Raw genomic sequence first — 14,826 nt, forward strand, 5'->3', positions numbered from 1 at the left:
AGTGAACTGCACATGAGCAGCCTCTCCGCCGACTCCAGCCTCCACAGCGAGGCCTCCCATTGGTCCGACGCCGTCGAGCGCCGCCACCACGATGCCCGGCTGATGCAGATGCTGCTGCGCGTCACCCCCATGGCGGCGGTGGTGGACATCGGGCTTGGCCTGCTGGCGGCGTGGCTGGTCTACCCGGAGCTGGGCTGGGGCGTGCACATGGTCTGGCCGCTCGGTCTGTCGGTGGTGGCCTTCGGGTACGGACTCGACAGCCTGCTCCACCTGGGGCAACCGCTGGAGAATCTGGCACGACCGGCGGTGCGCTGGCGGCTGCTGGCGTATGTCTCGCTGGTGGCACTGATGTTTTCCGGTGTGGCGATTTTCCTGTTTCCCGTGGTCAGTCCAGACCGGCGCTTCCTGCTCGGGGTGATGGCCAGCGGGCTGATCCCGATTGGCACGATGTCGCTGGCGCCGGTGGGCAGCGTCGCGCGGCTGTGGCTGCTGATCACCTCGGCGGGTGTCCTGCTCGGGCTGCTGCAGCTCGAACCGTTTGTCCGCAACATCACCTGCGGACTGATGCTGCTGACGGACCTGATGCTGCTGGCCTCGGTGCAGTCGATCAGCACCGGCGTGGTCGCACGGTTGCGGGCCGAAACGGCAGCGCTGCGGGGCCGGCAGTCGCTGGACCTGTTGCTGCGCGACTTCGAGACGCAGGCCGATGACTGGCTCTGGGAGACCGACGCAGGCGGGCGGCTGCGGCACGTCTCGCTGCCGATGGCGCGGGCGCTGGGCTTCGACGAGGGCGACCGGCTGATCGGCATCCGGCTGACCGAGGTGCTGGGGGTCCGCACGGCGGTGTTGGCGCTGACCGATCACCTGCGCAGGCCCAAGCCGTTCCGCGGGCTGGAGCTGGCGCTGTCACCCCACCACCCGCAGGACACACCGCGCGTCTGGAGCCTCAGCGGTGTGCCGGTGTTCGACAGCGACGGGGTGCCGGCGGGCTGGCGTGGGCTGGTCCGCGATGTCACGCTGGTGCGCGAGCAGGCGCGCGAGCTGCACCGCCTGGCGCGCACCGACATGCTGACCGGGCTGTCCAACCGGCATGTGCTGCAGCAGCGGTGCGCCGACACGCGGGTTCCGCTGACGCTCTGCTTGATCGACTTGGACCACTTCAAGACCGTCAATGACACCCTCGGCCACGCGGTTGGCGACCGGCTGCTGCAGGAGATCGCCCGCCGCTTGACCGCTTGCGTGGCGGGCTGGTCGCGACCCGAGGCGGTTGTGCTGGCGCGACTGGGCGGGGACGAGTTCGCTCTGCTGATCGACCAGGCGCTGACACCCGCCACCCGTGAGGCGCTGGTGGGTTCGCTGCTGGCGGTGCTGCAGCCGGTGTGGGAGGCGGAGTCGCTGCGGGTGGAGGTGCGGGCCAGCATCGGTGTGGCCACCAGCGAAGCGGGTACACCCGACGCCGACCGCCTGTTCCAGAACGCCGACCTGGCCCTCTACGAAGCCAAGGACGGTGGACGCAACCAGATCTGCGTGTTCGACGCTGCCATGCGAGGTCGCATGAACCGCCGCGCCGGGGTGATCCGGGACATCGGCCTGCTGCTGGCCGCTCCCGACGCGAACCACCCGACAGCGGGGCGGCTGGCCGTGCATTACCAGCCGCAGTTCAGCCTTTGCGACGGTCGGCTGGTGGGGGCGGAGGCATTGCTGCGCTGGCGGCATCCGCGCCACGGCTGGATCGAGCCGGGCGAGTTCATCCCGATCGCGGAGGAAACCGGTCTGATCGTGCCGCTGGGCGAGTGGGTCTTGCGGCAGGCCTGCGCCGAGGCGACGGGCTGGCCGGCGTCGGTGCGGCTGGCGGTCAACCTGTCGGCGGCGCAGCTCGGCCGCGATGGGCTGGAGGCGCTGGTGCAGACCGTGCTGTCCGACAGTGGATTGCCCGCCCCACGGCTCGAACTGGAGATCACCGAGACGGCGCTGATGGACGACCCGGATCGGGCGCTGGCCTGCGTGCAGTCGTTGCGCTCGCTCGGTCTGGGCATCGCGCTCGACGATTTCGGCACCGGCTACTCCTCGCTCGCCCAGCTCGCCACGCTGCCGGTGGACACGCTGAAAATCGACCGCAGTTTCGTCGCTGCGCTGGGCCGTGAAGGGAGCGGGCAGGCCGAGGCCATCGTGCGGCTGATCGTGCAACTGGCCCGCACCATGGGGATGCACACGCTGGCCGAAGGGGTGGAAACCGAGCGGCAACGCGGGGTGCTGCGGGCGTGTGGCTGCGAGATGGCGCAGGGCTTTCTCTGCAGCGCTGCGCTGGAGCCGCTGGCGCTGCGGGCCTTGCTGGCGCAGGGTGGGCAGTCGGAGGTGGTCAGCGGTCCGCGGTGAGGGGCGTGGCCGGCGGGACAGGGCGGGCGGGCTGGTATTCGCCGACCAGCCGTGCCAGCCGCTCGCGCACCTCGTCGTCGCTGGCCACCGAGCGCGCCGCGGCCCAATCCAGCAGCGCCTGCACATCGGCCGAGCGGTCGTCCAGCCGGGCGATGCGCAGCCGCTCGAAGCGGGTCGGCAGCGTCGCATCGGCATCCGCCAGCAGCTCCTCGTAGAGCTTTTCCCCCGGCCGCAGCCCGCTGAAGGTGATCGGAATCTCGGCCAGCGTGTGCCCGCTCATGCGGATCAGGTCACGTGCCAGATCGACGATCCGCACCGGCTCGCCCATGTCGAGCACGAACACCTGCCCGCCGTCGCCGATCGCCGCGGCCTGCACCACCAGCCGCGCCGCCTCGGGGATGGTCATGAAGAAGCGCGTGATGTCGGGGTGGGTCACTGTCACCGGGCCGCCGCGGGCGATCTGCTCCTTGAACTTGGGGATCACGCTGCCCGAGGAGCCGAGCACGTTGCCGAAACGCACGGCCATGAAGCGTGTGCGCCCACCCGTTTCCGCCATCTGCGCGGCGAGTTTGGCGATCACCATCTCGGCGGCGCGCTTGGTGGCGCCCATCACGTTGGTCGGGTTGACCGCCTTGTCGGTGGAGATCAGCACGAAGCGCTCGGCGCCAGCCACCGCCGCCGCGCTCGCCGCCCGCCATGTGCCCAGCGTGTTGTTGCGCACGGCGGCGAAGGCGTTGTCGTCCTCCATCAGCGGCACGTGCTTGTAGGCGGCGGCGTGGAACACGACCTGGGGCCGCACGCGGGAGAAGGTGGCGTGCAGGTGCTCCGGGTCGCGCACATCGCCGACCAGCCGCACCAGCGGGATGTGCGGGAAGGCCTCGGTCAGCTCCTGCTCGATGCGGTAGAGCGCGAACTCGCTCAGCTCGTACAGCACCAGCCGCAGCGGCCCGTAACGCGCCACCTGCCGGCACAGCTCCGAGCCGATCGAACCGCCCGCACCGGTGATCAGCACCACCTTGCCCGACAGGCACTCGCTGATGCCGCCCTCGTCAAGCTGTACCGGGGCGCGGCCGAGCAGGTCGTCCGGTTCGATCTCGCGCACCTGCGCCACCGCCTGCCCGTCGCGCAACTCGGCGGCGGTCGGCACGGTGACGACGGGCAGGGCAGTTGCTGCGGCGAGGTCCAGTGCGCGGCGGCGGCGGTCCGGTGCGGCTGAGGGCATGGCAACGACGATGTGGGTGATGCCGTGGACTTCGCTCCAGCGGGCGGCGCTGTCGAGCGGGCCGAGCACGGGGACGTTGCCGATGCGGGCGCCGTGTTTGCGCACGTCGTCGTCGAGCAGGCCGACCACGACCCAGCCGTGGTGCTGGATGCCGGCGATCAGCAGCTTGGCGGCATCGCCCGCCCCCATGACGAGGGCACGGCGGGTCTCGTGCATCGAGCCCGAGATCCGCCCGCGCATGTGTTCGTAGAGCATCCGGTAGCCGATGCGCGTCATCGCCAGCGCCATCAGCGTGAACACCGGGTGCAGCGCCAGCACTGCCCGCGGCACCCCGACCAGTTGCGCCATCAGCACGACCACCGCGGTCAGCGTGCCCGCGATGGCACACGCGATCGTCAGCCGCTGCACCTCGCCGAAGCCCGAGAAGCGCCACATCCCCTTGGGCACCTTCAGCAGCACGAACACGCCCAGGTAGACCGCCACCAGCCCGACCAGCACCCATTGGTCATAGTCCGGCCGGGCGTTGAGCCAGCGGTCGAAGCCCATGCGGAACAGGTAGGTGAAGTTCCAGCACAGCGCAATGATCACTGCGTCGATGGCGAGCGCCAGCGGCTCGCGGTGCGGGCGGATGCGGGTGAGGACGGTGTCGAGGTGGTGCCAGGTCATGGGGCGGGCGGGTGCGGTCAGCGGGCGATGATCGCCGAAAGTGTCCGTCCGATCAGCTTCAAGTCCGTCCACCCCCCGGCCTCGTCCACATACCGCGCCTGCAAGGCCAGCTTGGTCGGAAGGATCACCTCACGGTACGTCCGCTCCGGGTCGCTGCTCTGCGCCAGCAGCGTGCCTTCGTCGCGGTATTCGATGGACGCGAAATCGGTGATGCCGGGCCGCACCGACAGCACCTTCTCGCGCAGATCCGCCGGGTACAGCGCCACGTAGCGTGGCACCTCCGGGCGCGGGCCGACCAGGCTCATCGTCCCGTCGAGCACATCGAACAACTGCGCCAGCTCGTCCAGCTTGGTGCGGCGCAGAAAGGCGCCGACACGGGTGATGCGCGCATCGGCGCCGACCGTGAGCTGCGGGCCGCGGTCGGCGGGGTTGTGCGCCATGGTGCGGAACTTGTGGATGCGGAACTCGCGCCCGAAGCGGCCCACGCGCACCTGTCGGTAGAACACCGGGCCGGGTGAATCGAGCTTGATCGCCAGCGCCACCAGCCCCAGCGGCAGCGCGAGCATGACCAAGCCGAGACTGGACAGCAGCAGGTCGAGCAGGCGCTTGGACATCACAGCTTGAATCGGAGTCAGGTCAGCGCCTGCCGCAGCGCCGCCGCCACGCGCCGCACGTCGTCCTCCGTCATCCGCGTGTACAGCGGCACGCTCAGCATCCGCTCATACGCCCGCTGGCTGTGCGGGAAGTCGCTGGCCTGCAGGTCGTAGCGTTCGCGCCAGTAGGGGTGCTGGTGCAGCGGGATGTAGTGGACGCTGCAGCCGATGCCGGCGGCGTAGAGGGCCTCGATCAGTGCGTCGCGGCCGATGGGTGCGTCGTCGGTCAGGCGCAGCACGTAGAGGTGCCACGAATGCACCTCGCCTGCGGCCGGGCGTGGCGGCAGGACCAGCGGCAGGTCGGCCAGCAACTCGTCGTACAGCGCCGCGAGCCGGGCGCGTTGCTGCTGGAAGCCCTGCGCGCGCCGCAACTGGTGGATGCCCATCGCGGCGGCGATGTCGGTCAGGTTGTACTTGAAGCCGGGTGCGACGATCTCGTAGTACCAGCTCGGCACCTTGGCGGTGAAGCGGTCGAAGGCGTCGCGGTTGATGCCGTGCAGGCGCATGACCTTGGCGCGGGCGGCGATCGCCGGATCGCGGGTCACCAGCATGCCGCCCTCGCCGGTGGTGATGGTCTTGTTGGCGTAGAAGCTGAACACGGTGACATCGCTGCCCAGCGTGCCGACGAGGCGCCCGGCGTGCGTGGTCGGCAGCGCGTGGGCCGCGTCCTCGACCACCTTCAGGCCGTGGCGGCGGGCGATGGCCAGCACGGCGTCCATGTCCACCGCGAGACCGGCGAAATGCACGGGAATGATCGCCTTGGTGCGCGGCGTGACCGCGGCTTCGATGGCGGTCGGGTCGATGTTCAGCGTCGCCGGATCGATGTCCACCAGCCGCACGTCCGCGCCGAGGTAGCGCACGACCTCGGCGGTGGCGGTGAAGGTGTGCGTCGTCGTGATCACCTCGTCGCCGGGGCCGATGCCGAGGGCTTCGAGCGCGAGGTGCAGGCCGGCGGTGGCGGAGTTGACGGCGATGGCTTCGAGGCCGGGGTGGTCCGCTGCACCGAGGAAGGCGGCGAAGTCCTGCTCGAAGCGGCGCGCCTTCGGGCCGGTGGTGACCCAGCCGGATTTGAGGGTGTCGATGACCTCGGCGATCTCTTCGTCGCCGATTTCGGGCAGGGCGAAGGGGAGGAAGGGCAGGGCGGGCGCGGTGGGAGCGGTCATGGGGGCATTCAGGGGGAGCGGCGGCGGGATGCTAAACCAAGGTTCGTTTACGCCCTCGACCAGTTTCCCGAGGTGTGTGCAGCGCAGGCGCCCATGTTCTGCCTTCCAGCGTCAGCAGGCTGAAACGTCGGAAGAGCCACGTCGGAAGAACCTTTTTTGAAACAGTTTGAAGCTGTTTGCGGGAGAGGTGTCTGGGCGGCAAAGGTGGGTGAGACACTGGTGTCCAGACAAACGGGGAACACCAATGGCATTGGTCGCCAACATCGCAAGCTGGTCACAAGCGGACTATCAGAGCGCCACCGCGGCGCAGATCACGTCGCTGACGGCGGCGCAGGTCACGGCCATGCTCCACCCGGACTGGCTGCTGCCGGCTGCCATCGCCGGTTTCACGGCGGCGCAGATCCCGTCCATCGCCACCGGCTGGAACTGGATGAGCGCGACCTGGCTGAACGCGCTGTCGCCCGCGGCCTTCGCGGCGATTCCGGCCACGGCCACCGTGGGTGTGGTCAAGTTCTCCAGTGCCACCATCGCCGGGTTGAACGCCGCCCATGCAATCGCCCTGACGCCTGCCCAGCTCGCGGTTCTGGGCTCGCCACAGTCGCTGAGCGTGACCGCCGTGGCGGCGCTGAGCGCGGTGCAACTGGTGGCCATCCCCACCGCCAAGTGGGGTTCGATGGGCGCGGCCTGGCTGAACGCGGTGCCGGCGTCTGTCTTCGCGACGATCCCGGCGGCCAGCGTGGCCAAGTTCTCCAGCTCGGCGGTGGCGGGCCTGGATGTGGCCCATGTGCGTGCGCTGTCGGTCGGCCAGATGGCCGGCCTCTACTACCCGGAATCGCTGAGCGTGGCGGCCGTCGCGGCGCTGTCACCGGCACAGGTCGCAGCGATCAGCACCAGCTTCTACTGGATGAGCCCGGCCTGGCTCAACGCGCTGTCGCCGACGGCCTTGGCCGCGATCCCGGCCAAGGGCATTGGCCAGTTGGCGGCCACGACTGTCGCGGGGCTGGACACGGCGCACCTGCAGGCGCTGACCGGCACGCAACTGGGCACGCTGAGCCTGGGCTCGCTGACCACGACCCAGGTGGCGGTCTTGTCGGGCACGCAACTGGCGAGCATCGGCGCCGACCGCTGGTACTGGCTGAGTGCGGCATGGCTGAACGCTATCCCGGTCGCGACCTTCAAGACACTGTCGGCCGCCGCCGTGGCGAACTTCGCCGGATCCGCCGTCGCGGGGCTGGACCTGCCGCATGTGGCTGCACTGACCGTGGACCAGATGAAGACGCTGGCCTCCCCGTCGTCGCTCAGTCTGGCCGCCGTGGCGACGCTGACCCCGGCCCAGGTGGCCGCGATCGGTGGCAACTTCTACTGGATGAGCGCGGCCTGGTTCAACGCACTGACGCCCGCGGCCTTCGCTGCGATCACGCTCCAGAGCGTTGGCCAGATCGCTAGTGCCACCATCGCCGGCCTCGATGTGGCCCACACCCGGATGTTGACGGCGGTCCATCTCAATGCGATCAGCCTGGATGCCCTGAGCACCGCCTCCATCGGCGCGCTGCTGCCGTCCCAGGTCGCGGCGATCACGCAGAACTTCTACTGGCGCACGCCGGTCTGGCTGAACGCACTCTCGGCCGACGCCTTCGCCGCCATCCCGCCGGCCGGCATCACGCAGATGAAGAGCGCGACCATCGCCGCGCTCGACGCCACCCACGTCGGCGCAATGACCGCCGGCCAGGTCGCCGCGCTCGACTACTGGCAGCGCACCGCGCTGACCGCCGCACAACTGGGCTGGATCTCCACCAGCGCCATCGCCGGCCTCACCACCGCCCAGCTTGACGACCTGACCCCGGCCCAGCTCGCTGGCCTCACCGCCGTGCAGACCGCTGGTCTGACCACCACCCAGATCGCCAGCCTGACCCCGAAGCAGTTGGCGGCACTGTCGGCGTCGGCCGCGTCGGGTTTCAGCGCCACCCAGATCGCCGCGATGGGCACCAACGTGTGTGTGCTGGCGCCTGCGGCCATCGCCGCCCTGTCGGTTGCCACGTTCAGTCAACTGACGCTGATGCAACTCAGCAGCCTGCAAGGCGATCAGGTCGCGGTGCTCACGTCCGCGCAACTGGCCTCGCTCAGCGCCACGCAGGCCAACTACCTGACCACGGGTCAGCTCGACGTGCTGGGCAGCAAGGTGCAGTCCCTGAGCAACAGCGCCGTGGCCGGCCTCGGCAACGCCAACCTGCTGGTCGTCTATTCGTCCTTGTCGGCGACCCAACTCGCGGCGCTGTCGCCAGCCCAGAACGCCATGGTGCAGGCCGCCGGCTCGACCGTGGCGACGCTGCTGACCTCGCTCACCGATGCCGGCGTGCGGGCGCAGGTCGCGGCCGTCCTCAACGCGGGCGAGTCGCTGTTCAGCTACAACGGGCTGGTGCAGGTGCTCGGCGGCGTGGGGGCTTCGGTCGGTGCCGGCGGGTTGACGCTGGCGCAGATGAACGACCTGAAGGCACTGTCGGCCGCCGTGGCGCAGACACTGGGCAGCGGTTCCTATCTGGCCAGAATCACCAGCAACGTCGTCAACGGCGACATGTCGAACGCCTGGTGGACCGGTGGCACGGCCAGCCAGACCGCGCTGGGCAATCTCGCGGTGGGCAGCACGGCTGGCCAGATGGACAAGCTGGTGGGCAAGTGGTTCCTCGGCACCGACCTGCCGACCTGGACCGGCACGGCGACCTACACCGCCTTCGACGCACCGCTGTTCGCTGCCGGCGGCCCGCAGGCGTGGGAAGTCAGCCAGGGCAGCATCGGCGACTGCTACCTGCTGGCCGCCATGGTCACGGTGGCCGACGACTACGCCTCGATGCTGGAGACGATGTTCACCGACAACGGCAACGGCACCTGGGGCGTGCGCTTCTACGCCCCCAACGACGACCCGCTGTACGTGACGGTCAACAACGCGCTGCCGGCGTGGAGCACGGGCACGGCCACGTCCGGCGCACTGTGGGTGTCGCTGCTGGAGAAGGCCTACGTCGAGTGGGAAGTCCACTACAAGGGCGAGATGAACAACTATGACGGCATCAGCGGGGGCGACAGCCGTGGCTTCCAGGCGCTCATGGGGCGTTCCTCGACCTACTACAGCATGTCCAGCTACACCATCAATGCTTGGACGACCAGCGTCAAGGACACCGTGATCACGGCCCTCAGCAGCGGCCAGGAAGTGATGTACGGCAGCAGCATCACCACCGCCGACCCGCTCAGCGGCAAGACCGAACTGGTGGGCAGCCACATGTTCGCGGTGCGCGGCTTCGATGCGGCTACGAACGAGTTCATCCTGCAGAACCCCTGGGGCAGCGAGGGCGGTTCGGGCTGGCTCGGCGTCTTCGGCATGAGCGCCGCCGAACTCTGGGTGGGCAGCAACAACTTCGTCATCACCAACGAGGCGTCTCCGCTGGGTGCACTGGACACCAAGTACAACTACAACACCAGCAACGCTGCCAGCCAACTGGTGCAGGCCATGGCAACCCAGGACGGTGCGGCGGCTTCCACTGGCATGCTGACGAGTCAGACCGCATTCGACCCTGCCCGTCTCCTGCTGGCCAGCGCCGCCTGACCCCTTCGATCTGACCCCATGCCACGACGCCCCGGCGTCGTGGCATGACAGGCACTCGGTACGATGCTGTCCGAGTGCCTTTCCCATTTTTGCCCCGCTGCTGCATGAGTTCCGTTCCCCCACCCAACGCGCCCGACTCCGGTTTGTGGGCACTGCTCGCGATGGCCGCGCTGCATGGCGTCGCCTGCGACGAGGCCCAGCTGCACCACCAGCACGGACACCGGCCGTTCGATGTGCAGACGATCCTGCTGGCCGCCCTATCGCTCGGCCTGACCGCCAAGGCGCTGCGCCAGGATCCGAAGCGGCTGGCCAAGGCCCCGCTGCCCGCCGTGGCGCAGGACCGGGAAGGCCGCTTCTTCGTCGTCGCCCGGATCGAGGCTGCCAAAGGTGAGACCCCCGCGCCGGACGCGAAGGTGCTGATCCAGCGCGCCGGTGAACCCCCGGCCGTGATCGCGCTGTCGGAGCTGCTGGCGACCTGGACCGGCGAGCTGGTCTTCTTCACCAGCAAGGCCAGCTTCAGTGGCCAGATGGCCCAGTTCGACTTCACGTGGTTCATCCCGGCCATCGTGAAGTACCGGCGCCTGCTGGGCGAGATTCTGCTGATTTCCTTCGTGCTGCAGCTCATCGGGCTGGCGACGCCGCTGTTTTTCCAGGTCGTGATGGACAAGGTGCTGGTCAACCACGCGATGAAGACGCTCAACGTCATCGCCGTCGGCCTCATCTGCGCCACCGTGTTCGAGGCGCTGCTGTCGGGCATCCGCACCTGGGTGTTCGCGCACACCAGCAGCAAGATCGACGTGGAACTCGGCGCCCGGCTGTTCCGCCACCTGCTGAACCTGCCGCTGGCCTATTTCCAGTCGCGCCGGGTCGGCGACTCGGTGGCGCGCATCCGCGAGCTGGAAAACATCCGCAGCTTCCTCACCGGCAACGTGATGACGCTGGTGCTGGACCTGCTGTTCTCCTTCGTGTTCCTGGGCGTGATGCTCTGGTACAGCGCGGCGCTGACGATGGTGGTGCTGGCGTCGATCCCGGTGTATGGGCTGCTGTCGATCGTGTTCACGCCGGTCATCCGCGCACGGCTGGACGACAAGTTCAACAAGAGCGCCGAGAACCAGTCCTTCCTGGTCGAGACCCTCGGCGGCATCGACACGGTCAAGGCGCTGGCGGTGGAGCCGCGCTGGATCCAGAAGTGGGACCAGCAACTCGCCGCCTACGTCACCGCCGGCCTGTCCGTCACCAACGTCGCCACGATCGCCAGCGGCGGTGTCACGCTGGTGAGCAAGCTGGTGACGGCGGCCATCCTGTGGCTCGGCGCGACGCTGGTGATCGACAAGCAGTTGACGGTCGGCGAGCTGGTGGCGTTCAACATGCTGGCGGGCCAGGTGTCGAGCCCCATCCTGCGGCTGGCGCAGCTCTGGAACGACTTCCAGCAGGTCGGCCTCTCGATGCGCCGGCTGGGCGACATCCTCAACGCCCGCACCGAGATCGCCGGCCAGAAGACCCGCCTGCCGCGGCTGAACGGCGCCATCGAGTTCGACCAGGTGTCGTTCCGCTACCGCCCGGACGCCGCCGACGTGCTGCGCCAGGTGTCGCTGAAGATCGAGCCGGGCGAGGTCATCGGCATCGTCGGGCGCTCCGGTTCGGGCAAGAGCACGCTGACCAAGCTGGTGCAGCGGCTGTATGTGCCCGACCGGGGCCGCGTGCTGGTGGACGGGCAGGACATCGCCATCGTGGACACCACCAGCCTGCGCCAGCAGATCGGCGTGGTGCTGCAGGAGAACATGCTCTTCAACCGCTCGGTGCGCGACAACATCGCGCTGAGCAACCCGGCGCTGCCGATCGAGGCGGTGATCCAGGTGGCCAAGCTGGCGGGGGCGCACGAGTTCATCTGCGAGATGGCGGAGGGCTACGACACCCTCGTCGGCGAACACGGCACCGGCCTGTCCGGCGGCCAGCGCCAGCGCATCGCCATCGCACGCGCGCTCATCACCAACCCGCGCATCCTGATCTTCGACGAGGCGACCAGCGCGCTCGACTACGAATCCGAGCGGATCATCCAGGACAACATGCGCCGCATCGCCCAGGGCCGCACCGTGCTCATCATCGCGCACCGCCTGTCCGCCGTGCGCGAGGCGAACCGCATCGTGGTGCTGGAGCGCGGGCAGATCGTCGAGGTGGGCAGCCACCAGGAGCTGCTGCAGGTGCCGAAAGGGATCTACGCCCACCTGCACGCGCTGCAGCAAGGGGGCCAAGCATGAGCCTGCGAAACCGCATCGCCGCGTGGGGTGCGCTCGTCACCCGCTACCGTCAGGTCTGGGGCCATTTCTGGCAGCAGCGCGACACGCTCACCCCGCCCGCGCTGACCACGGAAGAAGCCGAGTTCCTGCCCGCCGCGCTGTCGCTGCAGGCGCAGCCGGTGTCGCCCGCCGGGCGCTGGGTGGCGCGCATCCTGATGCTGCTGGTGCTCGCGCTGGTGGCGTGGTCGGTGATCGGGCGCACGGACATCGTGGTCAACGCCCAGGGCAAGGTCATCCCCAACGGCCGCACCAAGACGGTCGGGGCGCTGGAGGTAGCGCGTGTGCAGGCGCTGCATGTCGAGGACGGGCAGGTGGTGCGCGCCGGCGAGCTGCTGATCGAGCTGGACCCGCGCCTGAGCGACACCGAGCAGGACAAGGCGCAGGGCGAGTTCCAGGCCGCGACGCTGCAGCGCGAGCGGGCCGCTGCCCTGCTGGCCGCGCTCGACAGCGGCCAGCCGCCGAACCTGTCGACGCTGCCCACGCTGCCCACGCTGCCCACGCTGGCCGAACTCGACCCCGACCGCCTGCAGATGACCCGCCAGCACCTGCAGGACCAGTGGCGCGACTACACCGCCCGCATGGCCCGGCTCGATGGCGAGATCCGCCGCTACGGCCAGGAGCTGCCGCTGGTGGCCCAGCGCGCCCGCGACTACGCCGAGCTGGCGCAGACCCGCGACGTGTCGCGCCATGCCTGGATGGAGAAGGAGCAGGCCCGGCTCGACCTCGAAGGCCAGATCGCCGACCTGCACCGCCAGAAGACTGCGCTCACCGCCGAGCTGCGCAAGTCGGCGCAGGACACGCGCACCGACGCCAGCCGCCAGGCCGCCGCGGCGCAGCAGGAGGTGCGCAAGGGGCGCGTGCGGGGCGACCTGCTCAGGCTGACGGCGCCGGTGGACGGCACGGTGCAGCAGCTCGCGGTCCACACCGTCGGCGGGGTCGTCTCGCCCGCGCAGCCGCTGATGCAGATCGTGCCGAAGCAGACCCGTGTCGAGATGGAGGCGTTCATCGAGAACCGCGATGTCGGCTTCGTTCGGGAAGGCCAGACCGCCCGCGTCAAGATCGATGCCTTCGAGTACACCAAGTACGGCACGCTGGAAGCCACCGTCGCCCACGTCTCCCGCGACGCCATCCCGGACGAGAAGCGCGGCCCGATCTACGCGGTGAAGCTGGCGCTGCGCCAGCCGGTGCTGCAGGTGGAAGGGGAGGCCGTGCCGATCACCGCCGGCATGTCGGGCAGCGTCGAGATCAAGACCGGCTCGCGGCGGCTGATCGAGTACGTGCTGTCGCCGCTGGTGCAGCATGTCCGGGAGAGCCTGCATGAGCGGTGAGTTCGGGTGGCGCGCCGGGCTGTGTGCGTGGCTGGTGGCGTGTCCGGGATGGGCGGTGGCGAACTCGGCGCTGGCGGATCGGCTGGACAACCCGCTGGCCGTACCGCGCCTGGTCGAACCTGCCCCCGAGCCGGCCAGCCCCTGCGCCGCGCTGCAGACCCCGGACGGCCCGCTCTCGCTGGCGCAAGCGATGCAGACCGCGCTGTGCCTCAACCCGCAGGCCCGCGCGGCCGGGGCGGCGATCCGGGTGCAGGCCAGCGCGGTCGGCGAGGCCCGGGCGGCGTATCTGCCCAAGCTCAACATCGGCGTCAACCGCCTGTTCAGCCGCACCGCCTACACCGACGGCGACCTGCCCGACGACGACCGGGTCGGCACCAACCGCTCGGTCAACCTGACGTGGCGGCTCGTCGACTTCGGGGCGCGCAGTGCCAGTCTGGACGTGGCGCACCAGTTGCTGCGCGCCGCCACCGCTTCGCGGGATGCGACGCTGCAGAAACTGCTGGCGGCGGTGGTGGAAACGTATTTCGACGCCGTGACCACCCAGGCGACGCACGGCGCCCGTGCCGAAGCGGTGCGCCTCGCCCGCTCGACGCTGGTCGCCACCGAGCGCCGCGAGGCGCTGGGCGTGGCGGCCGGGAGCGACGTGCTGCAGGCGCGTGCGGCGCTGGCGCGGGCGCAACTGGCGGCGCAGCGGGCACGGGGCGAGCAGGTGAAGGCGGCGTCGGTGCTGGCCTACGTGATGGGCCTGCCCGGCACGGCGCCGCTGACCTTGCCGGACGGGCTGGACGTGCCCGACGCCCCGGCCGTGGAAGACCTCGCGCACTGGCTGGCGCAGGCGCAGGCGGGCCACCCCGGCATCCGTGCCGCCCAGGCACAGCGCGAGGCGGCCGTGGCCAAGGTCTCCGCGACCCGCGTCGAGGGCTGGCCGTCGCTCGACTTCAGCCGTGCCGACCAGGTGAACGGCCTGCCCAGCCAGGGTTTCGGCGCCACGCGCAGCCGCGTCACCACCTACGGGTTGGCGCTGTCGATCCCGCTGTTCGAAGGCTTCGCCCGCGTCTACAAGGTCAGCGGTGCCCAGGCGCAGGCCGAGCAGAGCGATGCCAGCCTGCAGAACGTGGTGCTGCAGGTGTCGATGGAGGTGGTCAAGGCCCACGCCGACGCCACCGCCGCGCTGGACAACCTGCAGGCCAGCGTCACCCTCGTCGACGCCGCGCAGGCGGCGGTCGGCAGCGCGACGCGGCGCTACGACAAGGGGGTGAGCGACATCCTGGAGCTGCTGACCAGCCAGAACACCCTGGCCGACGCGCAGCAGGAGCGCATCCGCTGTCTGGCCGAGTGGCACGCGGCGCGGCTGAAGCTGGCGGCGGCGGCGGGGGTGCTGGGGGCGCAGGACTGACGGATCTAGTGTTGCGTCAAGCGTTGATGGACGGTTGGCGCGGCCCGAACCCCCACCCCAACCCACCCCCCCGGGGGGCGGGTGCACCACCACATCGCCCCGGCTCCGTTATCCTCCCCCCCCCCGGGGG

General features: G+C 69.8%; 8 protein-coding genes. 5 read left to right on the forward strand and 3 right to left on the reverse strand.

All coding sequences use genetic code 11. The features are described from left to right. The first annotated feature begins 12 nt into the window (after positions 1-12). On the forward strand, positions 13-2,376 hold the full coding sequence (locus RMP06_RS14040; protein WP_310462402.1) for a putative bifunctional diguanylate cyclase/phosphodiesterase: 2,364 nt from the start codon (positions 13-15) through the stop codon (positions 2,374-2,376). On the opposite strand, the gene RMP06_RS14045 is transcribed toward RMP06_RS14040, so the two are convergent. Genes RMP06_RS14045 through RMP06_RS14055 form a run of 3 tightly spaced genes read right to left on the reverse strand, consistent with a single transcriptional unit; the run spans position 2,360 to position 6,080 of the window. Next, the gene (locus tag RMP06_RS14045; protein ID WP_310462403.1) at positions 2,360-4,264 is read right to left on the reverse strand and encodes a polysaccharide biosynthesis protein; all 1,905 of its coding nucleotides are present in this window, start codon (positions 4,262-4,264) and stop codon (positions 2,360-2,362) included. The two genes, RMP06_RS14040 and RMP06_RS14045, sit on opposite strands and share 17 nt — an antisense overlap. Before the next feature lie 17 nt (positions 4,265-4,281). Next, positions 4,282-4,878 carry a sugar transferase gene (locus RMP06_RS14050; protein ID WP_310462404.1) on the reverse strand — a complete coding sequence of 199 codons (597 nt, stop codon included), beginning with the start codon at positions 4,876-4,878 and terminating at the stop codon, positions 4,282-4,284. 17 nt (positions 4,879-4,895) lie between these two features. Next, complete coding sequence (locus tag RMP06_RS14055; RefSeq protein ID WP_310462405.1) at positions 4,896-6,080, reverse strand: DegT/DnrJ/EryC1/StrS family aminotransferase; 1,185 nt, start codon at positions 6,078-6,080, stop codon at positions 4,896-4,898. Positions 6,081-6,324: 244 nt separating this feature from the next. On the opposite strand from RMP06_RS14055, the gene RMP06_RS14060 reads away from it, so the two are divergent. The 4 genes from RMP06_RS14060 (at position 6,325) to RMP06_RS14075 (ending at position 14,696) form a co-directional block, all read left to right on the forward strand. After that, positions 6,325-9,675: a C2 family cysteine protease gene (locus RMP06_RS14060; protein ID WP_310462406.1), complete on the forward strand. Its 3,351-nt coding sequence runs from the start codon at positions 6,325-6,327 to the stop codon at positions 9,673-9,675. Positions 9,676-9,779: 104 nt separating this feature from the next. Beyond that, positions 9,780-11,933 (forward strand): type I secretion system permease/ATPase, encoded by a 2,154-nt coding sequence (locus tag RMP06_RS14065; protein WP_310462407.1) that lies wholly within the window; start codon positions 9,780-9,782, stop codon positions 11,931-11,933. Then, a complete protein-coding gene (locus RMP06_RS14070) occupies positions 11,930-13,300 on the forward strand; it encodes an HlyD family type I secretion periplasmic adaptor subunit (RefSeq protein WP_310462408.1) in 1,371 nt (456 codons plus the stop codon). The genes RMP06_RS14065 and RMP06_RS14070 overlap by 4 nt, the downstream gene beginning before the upstream one ends. After that, entirely contained in the window at positions 13,290-14,696 is a 1,407-nt protein-coding gene (locus RMP06_RS14075; protein ID WP_310462409.1) for a TolC family protein, read from the forward strand. The genes RMP06_RS14070 and RMP06_RS14075 overlap by 11 nt, the downstream gene beginning before the upstream one ends. The last annotated feature ends 130 nt before the right edge of the window (positions 14,697-14,826 follow it).

The sequence above is a fragment of the Sphaerotilus sp. genome, from assembly GCF_031429695.1.
Lineage (GTDB): Bacteria > Pseudomonadota > Gammaproteobacteria > Burkholderiales > Burkholderiaceae_C > Sphaerotilus.